At 68.2% G+C, this 19660-nt stretch carries 17 protein-coding genes; 7 read left to right on the top strand and 10 right to left on the bottom strand.

All coding sequences use genetic code 11. The features are described 5' to 3' along the window. Positions 1-30: 30 nt before the first annotated feature. A complete protein-coding gene (locus HNP48_RS05200) occupies positions 31-1035 on the top strand; it encodes a tripartite tricarboxylate transporter substrate-binding protein (protein ID WP_184855826.1) in 1005 nt (334 codons plus the stop codon). Between the two features lie 77 nt (positions 1036-1112). Then, the gene (locus HNP48_RS05195) at positions 1113-2153 is read left to right on the top strand and encodes a phytanoyl-CoA dioxygenase family protein (protein WP_184855825.1); all 1041 of its coding nucleotides are present in this window, start codon (positions 1113-1115) and stop codon (positions 2151-2153) included. A gap of 9 nt (positions 2154-2162) precedes the next feature. Here the strand turns inward: HNP48_RS05195 and HNP48_RS05190 are convergent, their stop codons facing one another. After that, positions 2163-3554: a sorbosone dehydrogenase family protein gene (locus HNP48_RS05190; RefSeq protein WP_184855824.1), complete on the bottom strand. Its 1392-nt coding sequence runs from the start codon at positions 3552-3554 to the stop codon at positions 2163-2165. A gap of 122 nt (positions 3555-3676) precedes the next feature. Here HNP48_RS05190 and HNP48_RS05185 point away from each other — a divergent pair, with 122 nt between their 5' ends. Together HNP48_RS05185 and HNP48_RS05180 are read left to right on the top strand one after the other, a co-directional pair. Next, on the top strand, positions 3677-4294 hold the full coding sequence (locus HNP48_RS05185; RefSeq protein ID WP_184855823.1) for a hypothetical protein: 618 nt from the start codon (positions 3677-3679) through the stop codon (positions 4292-4294). A 170-nt stretch (positions 4295-4464) separates the two neighbouring features. Then, positions 4465-4749 (top strand): DUF6150 family protein, encoded by a 285-nt coding sequence (locus tag HNP48_RS05180; protein ID WP_184855822.1) that lies wholly within the window; start codon positions 4465-4467, stop codon positions 4747-4749. 128 nt (positions 4750-4877) lie between these two features. On the opposite strand, the gene HNP48_RS05175 is transcribed toward HNP48_RS05180, so the two are convergent. The 4 genes from HNP48_RS05175 to HNP48_RS05160 form a co-directional block, all read right to left on the bottom strand. Next, positions 4878-5816 carry a M48 family metalloprotease gene (locus HNP48_RS05175; protein ID WP_184855821.1) on the bottom strand — a complete coding sequence of 313 codons (939 nt, stop codon included), beginning with the start codon at positions 5814-5816 and terminating at the stop codon, positions 4878-4880. Further along, the gene (locus HNP48_RS05170; RefSeq protein ID WP_184855820.1) at positions 5813-6334 is read right to left on the bottom strand and encodes an SH3 domain-containing protein; all 522 of its coding nucleotides are present in this window, start codon (positions 6332-6334) and stop codon (positions 5813-5815) included. Before HNP48_RS05170 ends, HNP48_RS05175 begins: the two co-directional genes overlap by 4 nt. Continuing rightward, on the bottom strand, positions 6331-8223 hold the full coding sequence (locus HNP48_RS05165) for a CHASE2 domain-containing protein (protein WP_260420097.1): 1893 nt from the start codon (positions 8221-8223) through the stop codon (positions 6331-6333). The genes HNP48_RS05170 and HNP48_RS05165 overlap by 4 nt, the downstream gene beginning before the upstream one ends. A 132-nt stretch (positions 8224-8355) precedes the next feature. Continuing rightward, positions 8356-9201 (bottom strand): fumarylacetoacetate hydrolase family protein, encoded by an 846-nt coding sequence (locus HNP48_RS05160; protein WP_184855819.1) that lies wholly within the window; start codon positions 9199-9201, stop codon positions 8356-8358. 114 nt (positions 9202-9315) lie between these two features. On the opposite strand from HNP48_RS05160, the gene HNP48_RS05155 reads away from it, so the two are divergent. Together HNP48_RS05155 and HNP48_RS05150 are read left to right on the top strand one after the other, a co-directional pair. Next, positions 9316-9909 (top strand): chromate transporter, encoded by a 594-nt coding sequence (locus HNP48_RS05155; RefSeq protein WP_184855818.1) that lies wholly within the window; start codon positions 9316-9318, stop codon positions 9907-9909. Next, positions 9906-10505 (top strand): chromate transporter, encoded by a 600-nt coding sequence (locus HNP48_RS05150; protein ID WP_184855817.1) that lies wholly within the window; start codon positions 9906-9908, stop codon positions 10503-10505. Before HNP48_RS05155 ends, HNP48_RS05150 begins: the two co-directional genes overlap by 4 nt. Here the strand turns inward: HNP48_RS05150 and HNP48_RS05145 are convergent. After that, positions 10493-11485, bottom strand: a complete 993-nt coding sequence (locus HNP48_RS05145) for a hypothetical protein (RefSeq protein ID WP_184855816.1) — start codon at positions 11483-11485, stop codon at positions 10493-10495. The two genes, HNP48_RS05150 and HNP48_RS05145, sit on opposite strands and share 13 nt — an antisense overlap. A gap of 310 nt (positions 11486-11795) precedes the next feature. Here HNP48_RS05145 and HNP48_RS05140 point away from each other — a divergent pair, with 310 nt between their 5' ends. Beyond that, complete coding sequence (locus HNP48_RS05140) at positions 11796-12749, top strand: aldo/keto reductase (RefSeq protein ID WP_184855815.1); 954 nt, start codon at positions 11796-11798, stop codon at positions 12747-12749. Between the two features lie 2 nt (positions 12750-12751). Here the strand turns inward: HNP48_RS05140 and HNP48_RS05135 are convergent, their stop codons facing one another. The 4 genes from HNP48_RS05135 to HNP48_RS05120 are packed head-to-tail and all read right to left on the bottom strand — an operon-like array spanning position 12752 to position 19651. Next, positions 12752-14515 (bottom strand): ABC transporter ATP-binding protein, encoded by a 1764-nt coding sequence (locus tag HNP48_RS05135; protein ID WP_184855814.1) that lies wholly within the window; start codon positions 14513-14515, stop codon positions 12752-12754. Beyond that, entirely contained in the window at positions 14512-16296 is a 1785-nt protein-coding gene (locus HNP48_RS05130; protein ID WP_260420096.1) for an ABC transporter ATP-binding protein, read from the bottom strand. Before HNP48_RS05130 ends, HNP48_RS05135 begins: the two co-directional genes overlap by 4 nt. Then, on the bottom strand, positions 16293-17552 hold the full coding sequence (locus HNP48_RS05125) for an MFS transporter (protein ID WP_184855813.1): 1260 nt from the start codon (positions 17550-17552) through the stop codon (positions 16293-16295). Before HNP48_RS05125 ends, HNP48_RS05130 begins: the two co-directional genes overlap by 4 nt. Further along, the gene (locus tag HNP48_RS05120) at positions 17552-19651 is read right to left on the bottom strand and encodes a TonB-dependent receptor (protein ID WP_184855812.1); all 2100 of its coding nucleotides are present in this window, start codon (positions 19649-19651) and stop codon (positions 17552-17554) included. Before HNP48_RS05120 ends, HNP48_RS05125 begins: the two co-directional genes overlap by 1 nt. Positions 19652-19660 lie beyond the last annotated feature (9 nt).

Raw genomic sequence — 19660 nt, 5'->3', positions numbered from 1 at the left:
GCCATCCTGACCGCCCCGGAAGAGAACACCATGCACAGCCCCTACCGCCCCGCCCCGTCGCGCCGCCACTGCCTGCAGGCCGCAGCCCTTCTTGCCCTCACCTGGCCGGCGCTGCACGGCAGCGCCCAGGCCCAGGCGCCGGCTTACCCGGGCCCCATCCGCATCCTGGTGGGCTACCCACCCGGTGGCCCGGCCGACACGGCGGCCCGCATCGTGGCCGACAAGCTCGCCACCCAGTTGGGCCAGCCCGTGCTGGTGGACAACAAGCCTGGCGCCGGTGGGCAGATCGCGGCCCAGGCGCTCAAGGTGGCGCCCGCAGACGGCTCGGTGCTCTTCCTGAGCAACACCCATACCGTGGCCATGGTGCCCCTGACCATGAAGGCGCCGGGCTTTGCCCCTGCCACCGATTTCCGGCCCGTCGGTGCCGTGGCCAACTTCGAGCTGGCGCTGGCCGTGCACCCCAAGACCGGCGCCGCCAGCCTGGTCGAACTGGGTGCCTGGTTCGCCGCACGCCGCGGCGACGCGAGCATCGGCGTACCGGCGCCAGCGTCCGCACCGGAATTCATTGCCGGCGAGGTGGCCCGCCACCTCAAGGCCGATATCGTGCCGGTGGCCTACCGCGGCGCCACACCCATGGTGACCGATCTGCTGGCCGGGCAGATCTCGGCAGGTGTCTCGGGCATCTCGGACTTCCTGCAGCACCAGAAGGCGGGCAAGCTGCGCATCCTGGCGGCCAGCCGCAGCACGCCGCTGCTGCCGGGCGTGCCCTCGTTCGCGCAGGCGGGCCTTGCGAGCCTGGATGCCACCAGCGACTTTCTCGGGCTGTACGCGCCCGCCGGCCTGAACGACACGGCCGTAGCCCGCTACAACGCGGCCTTGAACCAGGTGCTGGCCCTGCCCGAGGTGGTGGCCAAGCTGCAGGCCAGCGCCATGACGCCGGCTGCAGGCACGCCCACAGACCAGGGCCAGCGGCTGGCGCAGGTGTCCAAGGCCCTGGCAGCCCTGGTTGCGCAAAGCGGCTTCGTGCCCCAATAGCCGCCCAAGCGGCATGCCCCGTGCGGTGGATGATACAAAGCGGGCTGCACCATCGCCTGCCCACACACAAGACCCGCATGTCCGCCGCCCCGCACTCTGCAGACCTCCTTTGCCCACCCCATGAACGCGGCGCCCTGCAGGTGCCCTACCTCAAGCGCTGCTGGTCCAGCTGGATGGCGGCACGCCAGGGACAATCTGGGATGGGCCAGCAGGAAGCCCACCGCACCCAGGTCGTGCTGGCCGCCATGGGGGTGGGGCTGGAACAGACCATGCAATACGTGCTGCGCGAGGCACCGGACTTTGCCGAGTTCGAGGACTGGATCGTGCGCACGGCAGGCGCTCCTGATGCCACCACGGTGGCGCGCCTGCAGGCCTTGGTCGAAGGCGGTGCACCGCCTGCCGCACAACTGGACCTGCAAGCCCGCATCGATGCCATGCCCCCCGTGCTGGACGCCGCCGACCTGGCCCACTGGGACGAACATGGCTACGTGGTCCTGCGGCAGGCCGTGGCTGCCGACGACAGCGCCGCCGCAGCGCAGGTGGTGTGGGACGCCGTGGGTGCCACCCCGCACGATGTGGACTCCTGGTACCCGAACGCCCCGCGCAATGTCATGGTGCAGTTGTTCCAGCACCCGGCCTTCGAGAAGAACCGGCGGTCCCTGCGCATCCACAAGGCCTTTGCCCAGCTGTGGGGCTCGGCCGACCTGTGGCGCAGCACGGACCACTGCGGCTTCAATCCGCCCGAGCGCCCAGGCCACCCCTACAGCGCCCAGGGCCTGCACTGGGACGTGAGCCTGGTGCAACCGATTCCGTTCTGCACGCAGGGCATCCTCTACCTCACCGACACCCTGCCGGAGCAAGGCGGCCTGACCGTGGTGCCCGGCTTTCACCGCCGCATCGGCCCCTGGCTGGCCAGCCTGCCGCCGGGCGCCGAACCGCGGCGCGCGGACTTCCGGGCCCTGGGGGCACGGGCCATCGGCGCGGGAGCAGGTGACCTCGTGATCTGGCACCAGGCCTTGCCCCATGGCCCCAGTCCAAACCGGGCCACCCAGCCGCGGCTGGTGCAGTACATCAACATGTTCCCGGCCGAGGTACCGGCCCACGAAGACTGGGTGTAAGGGGCCGAGCTAACGCGCAGCAGCAGCAGGAGCCACACGCCAGACGGCATTGCCCACATCGTCGGCCACCAGCAGACCGCCACGCGCATCCATGGCCACGCCCACCGGCCGTCCGTAGGCCTTGCCTTCAGGGCTCAGGAACCCTGTGAGCACATCGACCGGCAGGCCCGCGGGCTGGCCCTCGGCAAAAGGCACGAACACCACCTTGTAGCCGCTGAGCGGCTTGCGGTTCCACGAGCCATGTTCGCCGACGAAGGCGCCGCTGGCCAACTGGGGGGCCAACGCCGGCCCCTGGGCAAATGCCAGCCCCAAGGGCGCCACATGCGAGCCCAGCGCGTAATCCGGCGAGACCGCCTTGGCCACCAGATCGGGCCGGGGCGGCTGCACGCGCGCGTCCACATGCTGGCCGTAGTAGCTGTAGGGCCAGCCGTAGAAGGCACCGTCTTTCACCGAGGTAAGGTAATCGGGCACCAGGTCGCTGCCGATCTCGTCGCGCTCGTTGACCACCGTCCACAGTGCGCCGGTGCCCGGCGCCCATCCCAGGCCGTTGGGGTTGCGCAGGCCGCTGGCAAAGATGCGGTGGGCGCCGCTGGCACGGTCCACCTCCCAGATGGCGGCACGGCCCTCCTCGGCCGCCATGCCGTTCTCGCCCACGTTGCTGTTGGAACCCACGGTCACGTAGAGCTTGCTGCCATCGGCGCTGGCAATGAGGTTCTTGGTCCAATGGTGGTTGATGGGGCCGCCGGGCAGGTCCACGAGCTTGGTACCGGCGGCCGTGATCGCGGTCTGCCCCGGCTCGTAGGGAAAGCGCATGACGGCATCGGCATTGGCCACATAGAGGTCCCTGCCCACCAGGGCCATGCCGAAGGGGGAGTTCAGGTTCTGCAGGAACACGCTTTTCACCTCGGCTCGGCCATCGCCATCGGCGTCGCGCAGCAGCGTGATGCGGTTGGCCGAGGGGCTGCGGCCCGAGCCGGCCTTGCCCATCACGGTCTTCATGATCCAGCCCCGGATGGCGTTGACCAGGCCGCCGGGCGCACCCTCCCCTTTGGGCGGTGCCTGGCTTTCGGCCACCAGCACATCGCCCCCCGGCAGCACCACCACCCAGCGCGGGTGGTCCAGCCCGGTGGCCATCGGCGTGACCGCCAGGCCCGGCACGGCGGCAGTGGGCATGGCCCCCGCGGGCCAACCCGTGGCGGGGGCGATCTGGAGCGTGGGGATCAGGGAGGGCTTGGGCGCCGGCAGGGTGGGCGACCTGCCCATGCCCTGCTCCGGTGCCAGGATGGCCGTGTCGCCGCAGGCCGCCAGGCCGGCAAGGACCACGGGGCTGGCCAGCACTGCCCACCACCGGCGGGGCTCTGCGGCACGGCGCAACAAAGGAAGGAAGCGGGCAGATGGCATCGTGGCCCGCATTGTGGGCCGAACGGGCCTGCCTGCACTGTCAGCCAAGGGCGCGACCTGCCCCGCCGCGCGGTACATTCCCGGTACCGCCGTGGCGCGCCCCCTGCACCCTCCCTGTAACCATGAGACTCAAATCCGTTGTCCTGCTGGCGATCGCCCTGTTGATCGGCTTTTTCGCGATCGAAAAGCTGCGCGTGGGCCGCGTGGACAAAAAACTGCAAGGCCAGGTGCTCCAGCAACAGGAGTTTGGCGATGCGCCGCAGCAGAGCGCGACCAGCGACCCGCCGTTTGCGCTCAACGGCTACCAGGTGCGCCCCCTGGCCCGGTTCGCGGTGCGCGCGCGGGTGCTGGGGCGCGAAAGCTACATGGTGGGGCGCGAGGCCGACCTGTCGCCCGTGGACCTGGCGCTGGGCTGGAAGCGCATGGCCGAGCCGGCCGTGTACGAGCCCCTGAACATCACCCAGGGCGGGCGCTGGTACCGCTACTCCTGGTCGAACCAGCCCCCCATCCCGGTGCAGGAGATCATCGAATCCTCGGCCAACATGCACATGATTCCCGCCAACGATGCGGTGGAGCGCGCGCTCAAGAAGGCAAGCAAGGGCAGCTACATCCGCATCACCGGCAAGCTGGTCGAGGTGACACACCCCAGCGGCTGGCGCTGGACCAGCTCGCTCACCCGCTCGGACTCGGGGGCCAACTCCTGCGAGCTCATCTATGTGGAGACGGCACTGGTCGAGTAGCCGCCGCTGGCCAGCAAAAGAGCCCACCAGCAAAGTGTCCAGACGTGACATTCATCGGCTGCGTGAAATTTTTCACGGTTTTTTGGGTAGGCTTGCGGTCAGACAGCAACGACTGCCCGGCCCAGCCCTGGCACGAAACCCGCTCACTGCACTTACAAAGGGCTCCTCCCATGGCGAAAATTCTGGTCACCAAGTACGAAAACCAGGCCGATGCAACCGTCTGCGAAGTGGCCTATGAAAGCCAGGCCGACCTGTGCTGGTACGAGACGCCCTACGAGCAGCAGGCCCAAGGCGACGCCAAGTGGCTCTTCGTCGACTACGAGGGCCAGGCCAGCTTCAAGATCTTCAAGGTGAAGTACGAGGGACAGGCCGACATCAAGGCCTTCCAGGTCAAGTACCCCGAGCAGGCGCGCTGGCGCAATGCGGCGCACAAGTTCGTGGGCAAGATGGGCTGAGCATTCTGCACGGCAACAAACAAAAAACCCCTGCCGTGCAATGCACGGCAGGGGTTTCTTTCAAGCGCAGCAAGCCAGAGTTCAGTACTGCTGGATTGGCGCTCCAATGAACAGACGCGCCAAAGTGACTACCGTCTCGCGGGAAGTTGGCGTTTGAAAGACTCGTAGCGCGCTTCGTTGCTAACGCTTGCCACGGTTGAGAACTTGGAGGTCATGAAAGGCTGCAACTTTTCCAGACGATCTTTGGGCGCTGGGTGAGTCGAAAACAGAATTTCATAAGCTGTGTTGGAACTGGATCCTGTGGCGGCATACATGTTTAGCACCGTGGGCAAACCAATAGGTGCGTAGCCAGCGCGGGCCGCATACAGAACACCTTGGCGGTCAGCATCAAACTCATCCGACTGGTCCAAGCCTTTGCTGTAGAGGTCTTTAGCCAATCCGACAACGGCAGAACTCACCATTGAATTGCCTGATCTGGCCTGAATCACCCCTCCGGCAGCCTGCGCAAAACCGCCCTTCTTCAACGCAGACAGGTAGTGACCGCGGGTCACGTGGGCAATTTCGTGGCCCAGTACGCCAGCCAGTTCCGCCTCAGACTTGAGTTGGCGCATGAGACCGACGGTGATGAAGACAAAGCCACCAGGCGTTGCGTAAGCATTCACCGCCTCGGATTCAGTGACGCCAAAGCGCCATGCGAACTGGATCTCCTTACCGTCCTTGTCCTTTGGCTTTTCGGCCTGAACCGCAACCCACCAGCCGACTTGGCTGACATAACGCTGCACTGGATCATTTTTTAGCAGCGGCGCTGCGCCCAGCAGAACAGACGCGAAGTCATGGCCCATGGCGCGCTGTTCTTCAGCAGAGTAATCCTTGAAGGCGGTAGAGACGCCTTGAATTACATCCAATGCGCCACCGAGACGGGAACCGCCACCAGAACCTCCACCCAGCGCTGAGGAAAGAACATTCAGTCCTCCTGAACCGCCAGCCTGTGGCATGGTTTCACAACCGGTCAATAGCACAACAGTAGACAGTGCCAGTGCTGCAAACTTGAAGCGTTGGATTTTCATTTTTCTGCTCCGGTGTATGCATCAATCTTTTGAGCCACGACCTTGCCATTGCGTGCAAAGGTTTCTGCTTGATTCAGGTTAATGGCGTATTTCTCCAGTTGTGCCATTTCAGCTGGGGCAGGCTGTGCCTTGGCAAGGTCTTCCTTCGTGAAGCCTCGGGTCCCAGTGGTCGCCGTCGCACCCCGGCTGGGGGCAGAGAACATGCCTGCCAGGTTGGTACCCGAACTGGCAGGCGCAGACGCGGCCGGTGCCGCAGCTTCCAGGGATTTCACGTGGGTCAGGCGCACCCAGCCTTCGGTGCGGCCGAATTTGACCTTGACCCAGCCTTCTTGTGCGGCGGTCTGTTCGAGCTTGTTGCCCTTGGCCAGCTTGACCAGGATCTTGCCGTCCAATGCCGGCGTGGCGCGCAGCTCGGTGGGCGTGGTGACTTCCAATTGCTGGGCATGCACGCCAAGGCCCAGCCCCAGCAGCAGCGCAATGAGCAGGCCTTTCAACAGGCCCACGAATGATGTGTTCACTTTCCTTCTCCTCTCTGTGTCGAAATCGGGGCTTCGGCGGGTGCCGATTCCCCCATTGGCGGGCGGCGCTGTGGCTCGAAAAGTCGCACCGCCTGGTCGCGGCCTTTCACCTCGAAATCGCCGCGGTCAATGAAAACAAATGTTTCCCCACATTGTGCCCTTGTCGACTCGGAAACCAAAACCCGGGCAATCCCTTTCGTGCACCCTTCGATGCGGCTGCACAGATTGACGGCATCGCCGATTGCGGTGTAGTCCAGCCGGCGCGCCGTGCCCAGGAATCCCACCACGGCCGAGCCGGTATGCACACCGATGCCGATGTCGAACTTGGCCGTCGGGTCCTCGCGCGCCATGTCGTCGGCAAAGCGCTGCAGCGCATCGGCCATGCCCAGCGCCGCCTCCACGGCCAGCACCGCATGGTTGGGCTGGGCGATGGGCGCCCCCCAGAAGGCCATGATGGCGTCGCCGATGAACTTGTCGAGCGTGCCCTGGTGGCGAAAGATCACCTCCACCTGCATCTCGAAGTAGCGGTTGAGGATGTTCACGATCTCCTCGGGCTTGCGGTGCTCCGACAGGCTGGTAAAGCCCCGGATGTCGGAGAACAGCAGCGTGATCTCGCGGCTCGCGGACACCTCGGCCTCGGCCACAGTTTCTGACAGATCTTGCACGATGCGCGGATCCACGAAGCGCGAGAACATGGCCTGCACATGGCGCCGCTGCCCCATCTCCAGGCGCGACGAGAGCAGCCCAAAAGCGAGCAGTGCCACAGCCCCCAGCACCAGGGAGGACACCGGCATCCAGTACACATTGGCCTCCTGCAACGCCGCAACACTGCCCCCAATGGCAGCCGCAGCGAGCAGCCCGTAGCCCGTCACCACCCAAGTGGGTGATACACGCACCACGAAGGCCAGCGCCAGGCCGAAAATGAGGACCAGCACCAGGGTCGGATTGGCCCAGGGCGGCGCCTCGCGCAACCACTCGTTGTTTTGCAGATTGGCCAGCCCGGTCGCCAGCACGAAAGGGCCCGGCGTGGTGGCATCCATGGGCGTAGGCACGAAGTCCAGGATGCCGCTGGCCGTGGCACCGATCACGATGATCTTGCCGCGCGCGTCAAAAGGCAGCTTGCGATCACCCGATTGGGTGGCCAGGTAGGCATCGGCGTAGGAGATCCGCGTGAAATCCGAGCCGTACCAGTTCAGCCGAAAGCCGGGTCTTTTGGGCTGGGGTAGTTGCAGTGCATCGGCAACCCGACCAATGATGTGCGGAATCCACCAGCCCTCGGACTCTCGGCCCACCTCGGTCCGGCGGCCGATTCCGTCCCGGTCCTTGATGAAGTTGATGTAACCGGTACGCCAGACCTCTGGCGGCAACGACAGAGGACCTTCAATGCCATAGGCCGCATCAGGACTGGCATTTTCCAGCGGGCGTATGCCCATGGCTGGCGGCGCCATCTTCAGCGGGGCCTTCTGTTCGGTATTTTCTTCCAGCACCATGGGAATGAAGGCATGCTCGAAGGCCAGCGCCTTGGCCAATTCCACGTCGTTCTCGGGACGGAACCGGTCCGGCTGGGTCAGGATCAGGTCGAGCACGATGGCACGCGGCTGCTGCGCGACGAGCGCAGAAATCATTTCTGCATGGATGACCCGTGGCCACACCCATTTGCCAGCCACATCGAGCATCTGGGGGTTGACCAAGGAGACCTGGTCAATGTCGACGACCACAATGTCGTCTGGCGGCTTGCGGCTGTCCGCATGCCAGCGCAGCAAGGCGTCTCCCACCCGGTTGTCGAGGGCATCGAGCTTGTGCCAGGTGGTCACCTCGAACAGCGCCAGCGCGCAGAGCATGAGGCACAGCACGGCATACAGCGCGCTGCGGCCAAAGCGCTGGCGCAACCGGGTGAGGACCGACGAGGAAGGGTGGGAAGGGGCAGACGGCACAGCCGAGAGTATCCACGCCCCGCTTTGCGCGCCGCAAGCACATTGGCCCGGCGCGTTGTGCCCACCCTACTCCCCGGGCAGGGCCATTCAGCCGCCCACGAAGACCTGGCGCTGCTCGCCCAGCCCCGAGGCGCCCAGGCGCACCACATCGCCGGGCTTGAGGAACCAGGGCGCGGGCTTCTGGCCCAGGCCCACGCCGGCGGGGGTGCCGGTGAGCACAATGTCGCCAGGCTCCAGCGTCATGAACTGGCTGATGTACGAGATCACCTTGGGCAAGCCGAAAATGAAGTTGCGCGTGTTGCCGTTCTGCACGCGCTGGCCGTTGACTTCGAGCCACAGGTCCAGCGCATGCGGGTCGGCCACCTCGTCCGCGGTCACCAGCCAGGGGCCGATGGGGGCAAAGGTGTCGTAGCTCTTGCCCTTGACCCACTGGCCGCCGCGCTCGATCTGGTAAGCACGCTCCGACACATCGTTGGCCAGCACATAGCCGGCCACATGCTGCGGTGCAGCATCTTCGCTGACATGGCTGGCGCGCGTGCCGATGACCAGGCCCAGCTCCACCTCCCAGTCGGTTTTCTGTGATCCAGGCGGTATGCGCACCTCGTCGTTCGGGCCGTTGAGCGAGGTGACAGCCTTCATGAACAGCACCGGCTCGGCCGGCGCCTGCATGCCGGCCTCGGCCGCATGGTCGGCGTAGTTCAGGCCCACGCAGACGATCTTGCCCACGCCGCCCACGGGGCAACCCAGGCGCGGCGTGCCTTCCACGGCGGGCAGGCGGGTGGCGTCGATGGCGGCCAGGGCCGCCAGCGTGCGCGGGTTGAGCTGGGCCGGCCCCAGCTCGGGCAGCAGCATGGACAGGTCGCGCAGCACGCCCTGGGCGTCGAGCAGGCCGGGACGCTCGGCACCAGCCTGGCCGTAACGGATGAGTTTCATATGGGAAATGGTTCAAGGGAAACGGGAGGACGCCAGCATACCCACCGGCGGGCGTTTACCATCGCAGGGGCACATCCGCTTGCGCCCGGTCTTTGTCTTCCCTGCCCTGCATCCATGGTCCCGCCTTCCCCCAGCCCCTCCACTCCGGCAGAGCCCCGCCCGGCCCCGCGCAACTGCACCGACCTGTTCTGGTCCTTCACCTGGCTGGCGCTGCAAGGCTTTGGCGGGGTGCTGGCCGTGGTGCAGCGCGAACTGGTGGAGCGCAAGCGCTGGATGACGAACGAGGAATTCGTCGAGGAATGGGCGGTGGCGCAGATCATGCCCGGCCCCAATGTGGTGAACCTCTCCATCACCATCGGCGACCGCTACTTCGGCTGGCGTGGCGCGCTGGCGGCGCTGGCCGGCATGCTGCTGTTTCCGCTCATGCTGGTGCTGACGCTGGCCGTGGTCTACGCCCAGTTCGCCAGCCACCCGGCAGTGGCCGGTGCGCTGCGCGGCATGGGCGCGGTGGCCGCCGGGCTGATTGCGGGTACCGGGCTCAAGCTCTCGGCCACGCTGCGCACCCACCCGCTCGGCCCGGCCGTTTGTTCGGTGATCACGGTGCTTACCGTGGTGGCCATGGCCGTGCTGCGCTGGCCGCTGGTCTGGACCCTGCCCCTGCTGGGCGGAACAGCCTGCCTGCTCACCTGGCGAAAGCTCGCGCCATGACGGGCGCCAGCATCCACCTGGGCTGGGCCGACTGGTTGCAGCTCTTCCTGTACTACATGTCGCTGTCGCTGCTGGCCGTGGGCGGCGCCATTGCCACCGCGCCCGACATGCACCGCTTTCTGGTGGAAAAGAACGCCTGGCTGGCCGACCCGCAGTTCAACGCATCCATCGCCATCGCACAGGCGGCCCCCGGGCCCAATGTGCTCTTCATCGCCCTGCTGGGCTGGAACGTGGGGCTCAATGCCGGCGGGGCTGGCCCGCTGGGCTGGGCCCTGGGCGCCCTGGGCATGGCCTTGTGCATGGTGGGCGTGATGCTGCCCAGCAGCCTGCTGACCTGGCTGGCCACGCGCTGGGGCCACCGCAACCGCGAGCGGCGCGGCGTGCGCGCCTTCAAGCAGGGCATGGTGCCGGTGGTCATCGGCCTGCTGCTGGCCACCACCTGGGTGCTGGCCCAGGCCCATGGCGGCCTGGCCACCGCCTGGCCGCTGTGGCTGACCACCGTGGTGACCATGCTGCTGGTGTGGAAGACGCGCCTGCACCTGCTGTGGATGCTGGGTGCCGGCGCCCTGCTGGGCGCACTCGGCTATATGGGGTGACCGTTGATGTGCGAGCTGGACTTGATGTACAGCGTGACCGGGTTGCCCGCACCATCGTCGCCCGTGATCACCAGGGGCAGGCCCGCGCCCTTGGCCGTCCACCCCGCCGACACGCGCGTGCCATTGGTCCACTCGAACTTGCAGGCCATGTAGGTGCCGGCGGGCACGGTCACGCTTTCCTGGCCGCGGTAGGTGATGGTCTGTGATTCGCGGGTCGTGCTGGTCTGGGTCGGCAGGCCCGGGAGCTCCATGGTGGTCTGGCGCACCTCATTGATCGTGTAGCTCTCGTTGAGCGCCAGCGCAAAGTCGCGCACGCGGTTGGCCGGGCTGAGCACCATGGTGGTCCGCATGCCCGCCACCGGTGCCTCCACGCGCGCGGTGCTGCCATAGCGCAGCAGCACCGGGCCCTGGGGGGTGCTCTCCAGCGTGTCGTATTCCCACACCCGGGCATTGAACGTGGTGGCGCCCGCCTTGCTCACCAGCACCGTGCGCTCGGTCTCGATCAGCCCGGACTGCCCGGCAAAGCTGGCAGGGGGGTTGATGCGGCCTTCGGTGCTGAACTGCACGGCGCCATCGGCTGACTGCCAGTCCCAGCGGTAGGTCGTGCCCTGTTGCAGCAGCGCGGGGTTGAAGCAGTCCGACGCGGCCCCGGTGCCCGTGCCGGGCGGGGGCACGGAGGTGTTCTCGCACAGCGCCGCATTGAGCTGGCACAGGGCGGCCGTCAGGTCCACGATCTGCCCTGCGGTCTGGCTTTGGCTGGCCACCAGAAACCGGCCCTCGCTGAAGGCAAAGGCATTGCCCACCGAGGCGTAGAACCGGTAGGCATAGGGCCCGGCCATTCCGTCCTGCCCGGCGCCGGCAGGAAAAAGGGAGGGGAAGGAGCTTTCGAGCCATTGCCGCGCCGCGTCGCGGCTGGATGGGCGCACGGTCGGTTCGGCCTGCGCCGTGGCCGCGAGCATGGCGCCGAGGGCCAAGGTCACTGCGCACCTGGTAGTTGATCGCATCATGGTTTCTCCGGTGAAGGCGTAGACCAGGAGCTCTGCAGATCCGGGCTTGCCAGATATCCCCGTGGGTACCCACCAAGGCCTGCAAGTCACGGGTTCCTTGCGGCTGGGCGAAGTGTCTCTTTGGCACCGCCCTGAAGTCCATAGGCCGGCAGCGCCGCAGGCGCCCCAGCCGTGAACAAGATCACGCACAGGCCTGCTGGCAGCGCAGAGCCCTGCGCCAGCAGCACTTGCCAAAAGCAGCAACAATGCCTGTGAACCTTTCTCCACCAAGGAATCCTGCTCCATGAACCTCCGTCCCCTGGGCCGCTCGGGCCTGCAAGTTTCTCCCCTGTGCTTTGGCGGCAATGTCTTCGGCTGGACGGCCGATGAGGCCACCTCGTTTTCGCTGCTCGATGCCTGGCTGGATGCGGGCTTCAATTTCATCGACACGGCCGACGTGTACTCGCGCTGGGTGCCGGGCCACGCGGGCGGCGAATCCGAAGCCGTGATCGGCCGCTGGCTGGCCAAGTCGGGCAAGCGCAACCAGATCGTGCTGGCCACCAAGGTCGGCAAGGACATGGGTGACGGCAAGGTGGGCCTGCGCCCCGAATACATCCGCCAGGCGGTGGAGGCCTCGCTCAAGCGCCTGCAGACCGACCACATCGATCTCTACCAGTCGCACGACGACGATGCCAGCGTGCCGCTGGCCGACACCCTGGGTGCCTACGACGACCTGGTCAAGGCCGGCAAGGTGCGTGCCATTGGCGCCTCCAACTTCACGGCGGCGCGCCTGGGTGAGGCCCTGGCGACCAGCGAGCGCCTGGGCCTGGTGCGCTACGAAAGCCTGCAGCCCCTGTTCAACCTGTACGACCGCGCCGTGTTCGAGAAGGAACTGCAGCCGCTGTGCGTGGACCAGGGCGTGGGCGTGATCAACTTCTATGCGTTGGCCGCGGGCTTTCTCACCGGCAAGTACCGCACCGAGGCCGACGCCGCCAAGAGCGCGCGCGGCAAGAACACCACGGCCAAGTACCTCAATGCGCGCGGCCTGCGCATCCTGGCCGCGCTGGACACCGTGGCCGCGCGCCTGAACGCCACGCCCGGCCAGGTGGCGGTGGCCTGGCAGATCGTGCAGCCGGGCATCACCGCCCCCATCGCCAGCGCCACCTCGCTGGCACAGCTGCAGGACCTGGTGAAGGCCAGCCAGCTCACACTGGACGCCGAGGCACTGGCTACGCTGGGCACCGCCAGCGCCGAATAAGCCTATGGCGCTGCGGCGCCGATTTGCCATTGCCGGGTCTGCTGCTGACACTGCCATAGCGTGGCATACACCCCGCCACGCGCCAGCAGCTCGGCATGGCGGCCCTGCTCCACCAGCCGGCCGCCGTCCAGCACCAGGATCTGGTCCGCATGCACCACGCTGCGCAGCCGGTGGGCGATGACGACCACGGTGCGGTCGCGCACCAGGGTCGAAAGCGCACGCTGGATCTGCGCCGCGTTCGAGGGGTCCACGCTGGCCGTGGCCTCATCGAGCAGCACGATGGGCGCGTCCTTGAGCAGGGCGCGCGCAATCGAGATGCGCTGGCGCTCACCGCCCGACAACCGGGCTCCGCCCTCCCCCAGCGGCGTGTCGTAGCCCTCGGGCAAGCGTTCGATGAAGCCGTGCGCCTCGGCCAGGCGCGCTGCCGCCACAATCTCTTCATGCGTGGCGCCGGGCCTGCCGATGGCCAGGTTCTCGCGCACCGTGCCCGAGAACAGCACCACGTCCTGGAAGGCCATGGCCACCTGGCGGTGCAGCAGCTCGGATCCCATGGCACGCACGTCCACCCCGCCGATGCGCACGGCGCCGGCATCCACGTCCCACAGCCGCGCCACCAGGTGCAGCAAGGTGGTCTTGCCCGAGCCCGAGCGCCCGACCACCGCCGTGAGACTGCGCTCGGGGATATGGGCGCTGATGCCGTGCAGCACGGGCTCCCCCTCTCCCCCGCCATAGCCAAAGCGCACATCCGCCAGTTCAATGGCATGGCCTTGCGGTGCCTGCGGCTCGGCGGGCTCGGGCAGCGCGGGCTCGGCCAGCAGGTCGCGGATGCGCTGCATCGCCTCCTGCGCATAGCGCAGCAGCAAGAACGACAGCCCCACCTCGAACAACTGGCGGTACACCGGCAGCGAGAGCACGGCAAACACCAGCAGCATCTCGCCGCTGAGCGTGCTGCCCAGGCGCTGTGCGCCCAGCCACACGGCCAGCGCAAAGCCCGACTCCACCGCACAGCCGAACAGCGCAACCAGCGGCGTGGGCCACAGCTCGATGGCCAGGGCCTGGCGGCGCATGGCGGCCAGCGCCGTCGCAAGGCGTTGGAAGGTGGCGCCGCCCTCCCCTGCGGGCTCGAAGGCACGCACCACGGCAATGCCCTGCACATAGTCCAGCACCTCGGCCTGGCCGTGGGCGTTGGCTGCCTGCAGCTTGCCGGCCTGGGCGATCAGCACGCGCTGGCCCACCACCAGCAGGCCAAACGCCAGGGGCAGTGTGGCCAGCACAGCCAGGCCCAGCCGCCAGTCCAGCCACAGCAGCAGCACCGACAGGAAGGCCGGCACCAGGAGCCCGCCGAAGAACACGCCCAGAAAGTGGGCCCAGATGTCCTCCACGAGTTGCATGTCGGCCGCCAAAGTGGCGGCCAGGCTGCCGCTGCGCCGGCCGGCCAGCCAGCCCAGGGGCAGGCGGCGCAGGTGGTCGGCCACGCGCAGGCGCGCCTGGCCCATCATCGCGTAGGCGCCCGAGAAGATGGTGGGCATGGCCCGGCGCGCGCAGGCGATGCGCACCACCAGGCAGGCCAGCAGAACCAGCGCAGCCCCCCCGGCACGCTGCACGGAGCCAGTGCCGCGCAACACATCGAGCAACAGCCATGCGACGATGCCGAAGGGCACGGCGGCGAACAGCGACTCGGCCACCGACCAGCGCAGGCCGCGGCGCAGCCGTTTGTCGGTGTAGCCGGCCAGTTCATGGCCGGCCAGTACCAGGGTGCGGATCATGGCGCGCCTCCGAGTTCCGAACCCAATGTCCAGTCGCGTGCGTCCTCATGGTCCCGCCACAGCTGGCGGTACAGCGCGCAGCCGGCCAGCAGCTCCTCGTGCCGGCCCTGGCCGGCAATGCGGCCCTGGTCCAGCACCACGATGTGCGCCGCCTGGCGCACGGTGTGCAGCCGGTGCGCGATGACCAGCACCGTACGCCCCTGGCAGGCCACGTCCAGCGCCTGCTGGATCAGCAGCTCGTTCTCGGCATCGGCATGGGCCATGGCTTCGTCGAGCAGCACAATGGGCGCATCCTTGAGCAGCGCCCGGGCGATGGACAGGCGCTGGCGCTCGCCGCCCGACAGGCGCGCGCCGCGCTCGCCGATGGGTGTGTCATAGCCCTGCGGCAGGCGCACAATGAAGTCGTGCGCACGGGCTGTGGTGGCGGCGGCCACCAGCTCTTCATCGCTCGCCCCCGGGCGCGCCATGCGCAGGTTGTCGCGCACGGTGCCGTGGAACAGGTGCACTTCCTGGAACACGATGGCCATGCGCGAGAGCAGTGCCGCCTGCGGCCACTGGCGCACATCCCGCCCGGCCACGCGCACTGCACCGCCGCTCACCTCGTGCAGGCGTGGCAGCAGCCGGGCCACCGTGCTCTTGCCCGCGCCCGACGGGCCGACCAGTGCCGTGACGCGGCCCGCCGGGGCCTCGAAGCTGATGCCCTGCAGGGCCTGGGCCTCGCCAACCCCATCGCCGTAGGCAAACTCGACGTTGTCAAATGCAATGCCGTGCGGCACCGCCAGCGCCGGGGCCTGCGCACCCGGCACATCCCGCAGCACCGGGGCCGCCAATACCTCACCGATGCGCCGCAGCGCCTCGGCACGTCGTGCCTGCTCGCCAAAGGCAAAGGTCAGCCGCAGCAGGGGCTGCAGCACCAGCGGCGCAACCAGCAGAAACAGCACCAGCGTGGCGGCATCCACCTGTCCGCGGGCATGCAGCCAGGCACCCAGCGGTGCCACCACCACCAGGTTGGCCGACAGCAGCGCCATGAACATGGCCCAGCCGCCTGCAGACCCCGCAGAGTAGCGGTCCACCCAGCGCACGGCGCCCTGGATGGCATCGTCCAGCCGGCCGAAGGACTGCGCGGACAGGCCGAAGACCTTGACCACGGGCATGCCGCGCAGGAACTCCACGATCTGCGTGGCGATGCCGGCCTGCAGCCCATGCCATTCGCGCATGCGCTCGCCCGAATCGCGCAGCAGCACCGCCTGCAGCAGCACCGCCACCGGCAAGGGAGCCAGCGCGGCCAGCGTGAGGCGCCAGTCCATGGCCGCCATCAGCGCCAGCGCCGCCAGGGGCACGGTGAGGCTGGCCACCACGTCGGGCAGCATATGGGCCAGAAAGCCCTCCATGGCGCCGGTGTCGTCGACCACCGTCTTGCGCAGGCTGCCGCTGCCGTGGCGTGCGAAGAAATCCATGGGCACCCGCGCCAGTTGCCGCGCCAGCCGCAGGCGCAGCTGGAACAGCACCGAGAATGCGCCCAGGTGCGCGAGCGCATGGCTGGCCGCCATCATCAGCCAGCGCAGTGCGATGGCAGCCACCGCCAGCAGGGCCAGGTGGCGGATGGCCTCCGTGTCCGGCACCGGCGCAAAGATCGCCAGCGCCATGCGGTACAGCACATAGAACGGCGCCAGCGACAGTGCGGCCGAGGCGATGGCCAGCAGCGAGGCGCCCAGCAGCGCCCAGGGCGCCATGCCGATCAGGCCGGCAAAGCCCAGCGGCTTGTGCGGTGCGGAGCTCATGGGCGGCCCTCCTTTTCTTCATGCGCCAGATGCATGCGCGGCAGGGCCAGCGCAATCAGCACCAGCACCACGGCCCCCGCCAGCCAGGCGAACGCAAAGGCATTGCCATAGCCCCAGCGCTGCCCCAGCCCACCGATGGCGCCCGCAGCCACGGCATTGGCCAGGCTTTCGCTGCACTGCATGACCGTGTAGTCCGTACCGGGGCGCGCAGGCGAAGCCCAGTTCATCACCAGCGCCCACAGCGCCACGTACATGGCGCCGTCGCACAGGGCCTGCAGCGCGAACGCGGCGGAGTACAGCGCCAGCGGGTGCTGCGCGCCACCGGCGTTCAGCGCCCAGGGCACACCCAGCGCCAGGGTCGACAGCGCGCAGCCCACCAGCAGGGCACGCCGGTTGCCCAGCGAGCGCACCAGGGGCACGCCGATGAATACACCGCCCAGCGCCGTGGCCACCAGCGTGCCCATCTGCAGGCCGCCGATCTGCGCCACGGGCAGGCCCCGGTCCACCAGCCAGGGCTGGGCCAGCGTGCCGGCGGCCGTGCTGGCAAACTTGAACAGCAGCGCCACGGCCAGGGCCCAACCCAGGTCGGTGTGCTCGCGCAGGTCACGCAGGCGCACACGCGTTGCGGGCCGCGCCTGGGGCGGTGCGGCGCGCCAGCGCTGCCCCAGCAGCAAGGGCAGGTACAGCAGGCACATCAGCGCCGCCATGCCCAGCATGGCCCCTGCCCAGCCGACATGCTCGTACACGATGAGCAACCCACCGCCGCCCGCCAGCATGCCGGCGATGAACCCCGCGACCTGGATGGCATTGGCCGCACCGGCCGCCCTGCCTTGCATGCGCGATACGGCATAGGCATTGGTGGCGATGTCCTGCGTGGCGCAGAGGGTGTTGAGCAGCACCACGCCGGCCAGCGCCAGTGTGAGCTGGCCGGCCGGCGAGAACGGCACCAGCGCCAGGCAGGCCAGCACGGCCAGACCCTGCGTGACACCCACCACCGGCGCATAACCCCAGCGTGCGCAGGCGTTGTCCACCGGCCCGGCCCACAAGAACTTGAGCGCCCAGGGCAGAAAGGCCAGGCCCGCAAGCCCCACGTCGCCCACGCCGTGGCCGCCCTCGCGGATCAGCACACCCAGCGCGTTGAAGGCCAGGCCGGCGGGCAGGCCCTGGGCCACGTACATCAAGGCCAGCGCGGTGTATTCGGCCCGGCGCGACGTTTGCGCCTGGGCTGCCATGGCGGTGTCCAGAACGGCCGCCATCAGAAGTCCACCCCCACGCGCACGCCCACGGTGCGCGGAGCCCCCGCCACCACGGTGCGGGCATCGAGTGCGCGTGTGGAATAGCGCGCATCGCCCAGGTTCTTGCCGTAGAGGCCGAAGGTCCAGCGCTGCAGGCGGTAGGACAGCTGGGCATCGACCAGGGTGTAGGCCGGGTTCTGCACGGCGCTCGAAGGGTACAGGGCCGAGCTGCCCATGCGCCGTACCGAGACACCCGCCTCCCAGCCGGCCGCAGGCTTCCAGTTCACGGCCAGGCCATAGCTGCTGCGCGGCGCGTTCGGGAACTGCCGGCCCGCATAGTCCACACCGCCGTTGACGTACTCGTCGTACACGGCACGCACATAGCCCGCAAAGCCGCTGACCTCCAGCCCCGCTGCCGGCCGCACCGCACCCGTGAGCTCGATGCCCTGGTTGTGCGAGCGGCCCGCGTTGCTCACCATGCTCTGCCCGTTGGCCCCGATGACGACCACCTGCTGGTCGCGCAGGCGAGTGTAGAAGGCCGTGGCGCCCAGGTCCCAGGCATTGCGCTCGCCGCGCACGCGGTAGCCGATCTCGGCATAGTTGCCATACTCGGGGGCGAAGGGTGTGCCGGCCGACACGGGGTTGTAGGCGTACTGGTTGAAGCCCGAGGCCTTGTAGCCACGCGCCAGCGTGAGCCAGGCAAACTGGTGCCCATCGGGCCGGTGCTCCAGCGTCAGGCGCGGCAGCAGCACCTTGTCGCGTGTCTTCAAGCGGCTCACCGTGTCGTTGGTGTTGTAGGGCGTGTCGGGCTTGCCATCGCCATTGCTGTCGAAAAAGCCGCTTTGCGCGCTGGTCCAGTCCATGTGGCGGCGGTCGGCCTCGTAGCGCAGCGCACCCGCCAGGCGCCAGCGCGGGGCCAGGCGCCAGCCCAGTTCACCGAACACGGCAGCCGTCTGGCCTTCGATCTCGGCCGTGGTGGCGCTGCGCATGTACCCAGGCACCTCGAACAGGTAGGGCGAGGATTTCTTGAGGCTGGAGGCATAGACCCCCGCGAGCCAATCAAAGCCGCCCGCGCTGGCCGGCGCTGTCTCGCCCGAGAGCCGCGCCTCGCCGCTGAACTGGCGGTTCTTGGCGTCGAAGCCCGAGGGCCCGCCAAACAGCGAGGACGGCATCCAGCTGGCCCAGGTGCCGGTGCTGCCGCCCAACGTCACGGCCAGTTGCGAGCCCCCAGCCAGGCGGCGCTGGTACTCGCCCGTGAACAACGTGAAATCGGTGTCGTTGCGGCCGGCCTCGCTGGCGTTGGAGCGCAGGTCGGCGGCCAGCGCCAGCGGGGCGAAGAAGTCGTTGCCGCCCTTGCGCTCGGCATGGTGCAGGCCCAGGCGCCAGGTGCCGCCCGCGCCATCGCGGTGCAGGAACTTGAGGCGTGCGTAGCGGCTGCTCCAGCCTGTGGTGTCGTCACGGCCCAGGGCGGTGTTCTTCACGTAGCCATCGCCCTCCTCGCCGCCCAGCGCCAGGCGAAAGCCGGTATCGCTGGACATCGGCAGGTCGGCCGCCAAGCCAAGCTTGCGCCGGTTGGCCGTGCCGAAGTCGAGCTGCGCGCTGCCGCCGAAGACCGCGCCCGGGTCGCGCGTGCGCATCGCTACCAGGCCGCCCATGCTGTTCTGGCCGTACAGCGTGCTCTGCGGGCCGCGCAGCACTTCGATGTGCTCCAGGTCGAACAGTGCGCCCAGCATGGCGCCCGGCACGGGCACGCCATCGACCAGCAGCGAGGTGCTGTGGCTGTCGGACTCATCGTCCGAGAAACCCAGGCCGCGGATGGTGATGGTAGGCGCACTGCCCGTGAAGTCGGAGAAGTAGACGTTGGGCAGCTGCTGCGCCACGTCGGTCAGCGACTGCAGGCCCTGGGCGTTCACGGCCTCGCCGTCGATGACATCCACGCTGCCGGGCGTGTCGAAGACGGTGCGGCCCTGCTTGGTGGCGGTGACCACCACCGAAGGCATGGCGGCAGCGGAAGGCCCGGACTCCGGCGCGGACTGCGCCCAGGCGCCCTGGGCGGCAGCCAGTGCGAGGCACAGGCACAGGGGGGAAAGACGGGACGGCGTTGGGCGGTTGTGAAGCATGGACAGAGG

Origin of the sequence: Acidovorax soli (assembly GCF_014207955.1) — a bacterium.
GTDB classification, from domain to species: domain Bacteria; phylum Pseudomonadota; class Gammaproteobacteria; order Burkholderiales; family Burkholderiaceae_C; genus Acidovorax; species Acidovorax soli_A.
The sequence above is the reverse complement of the archived record's forward strand: the minus strand, read 5'-3'. Positions and strand labels throughout refer to the sequence as shown.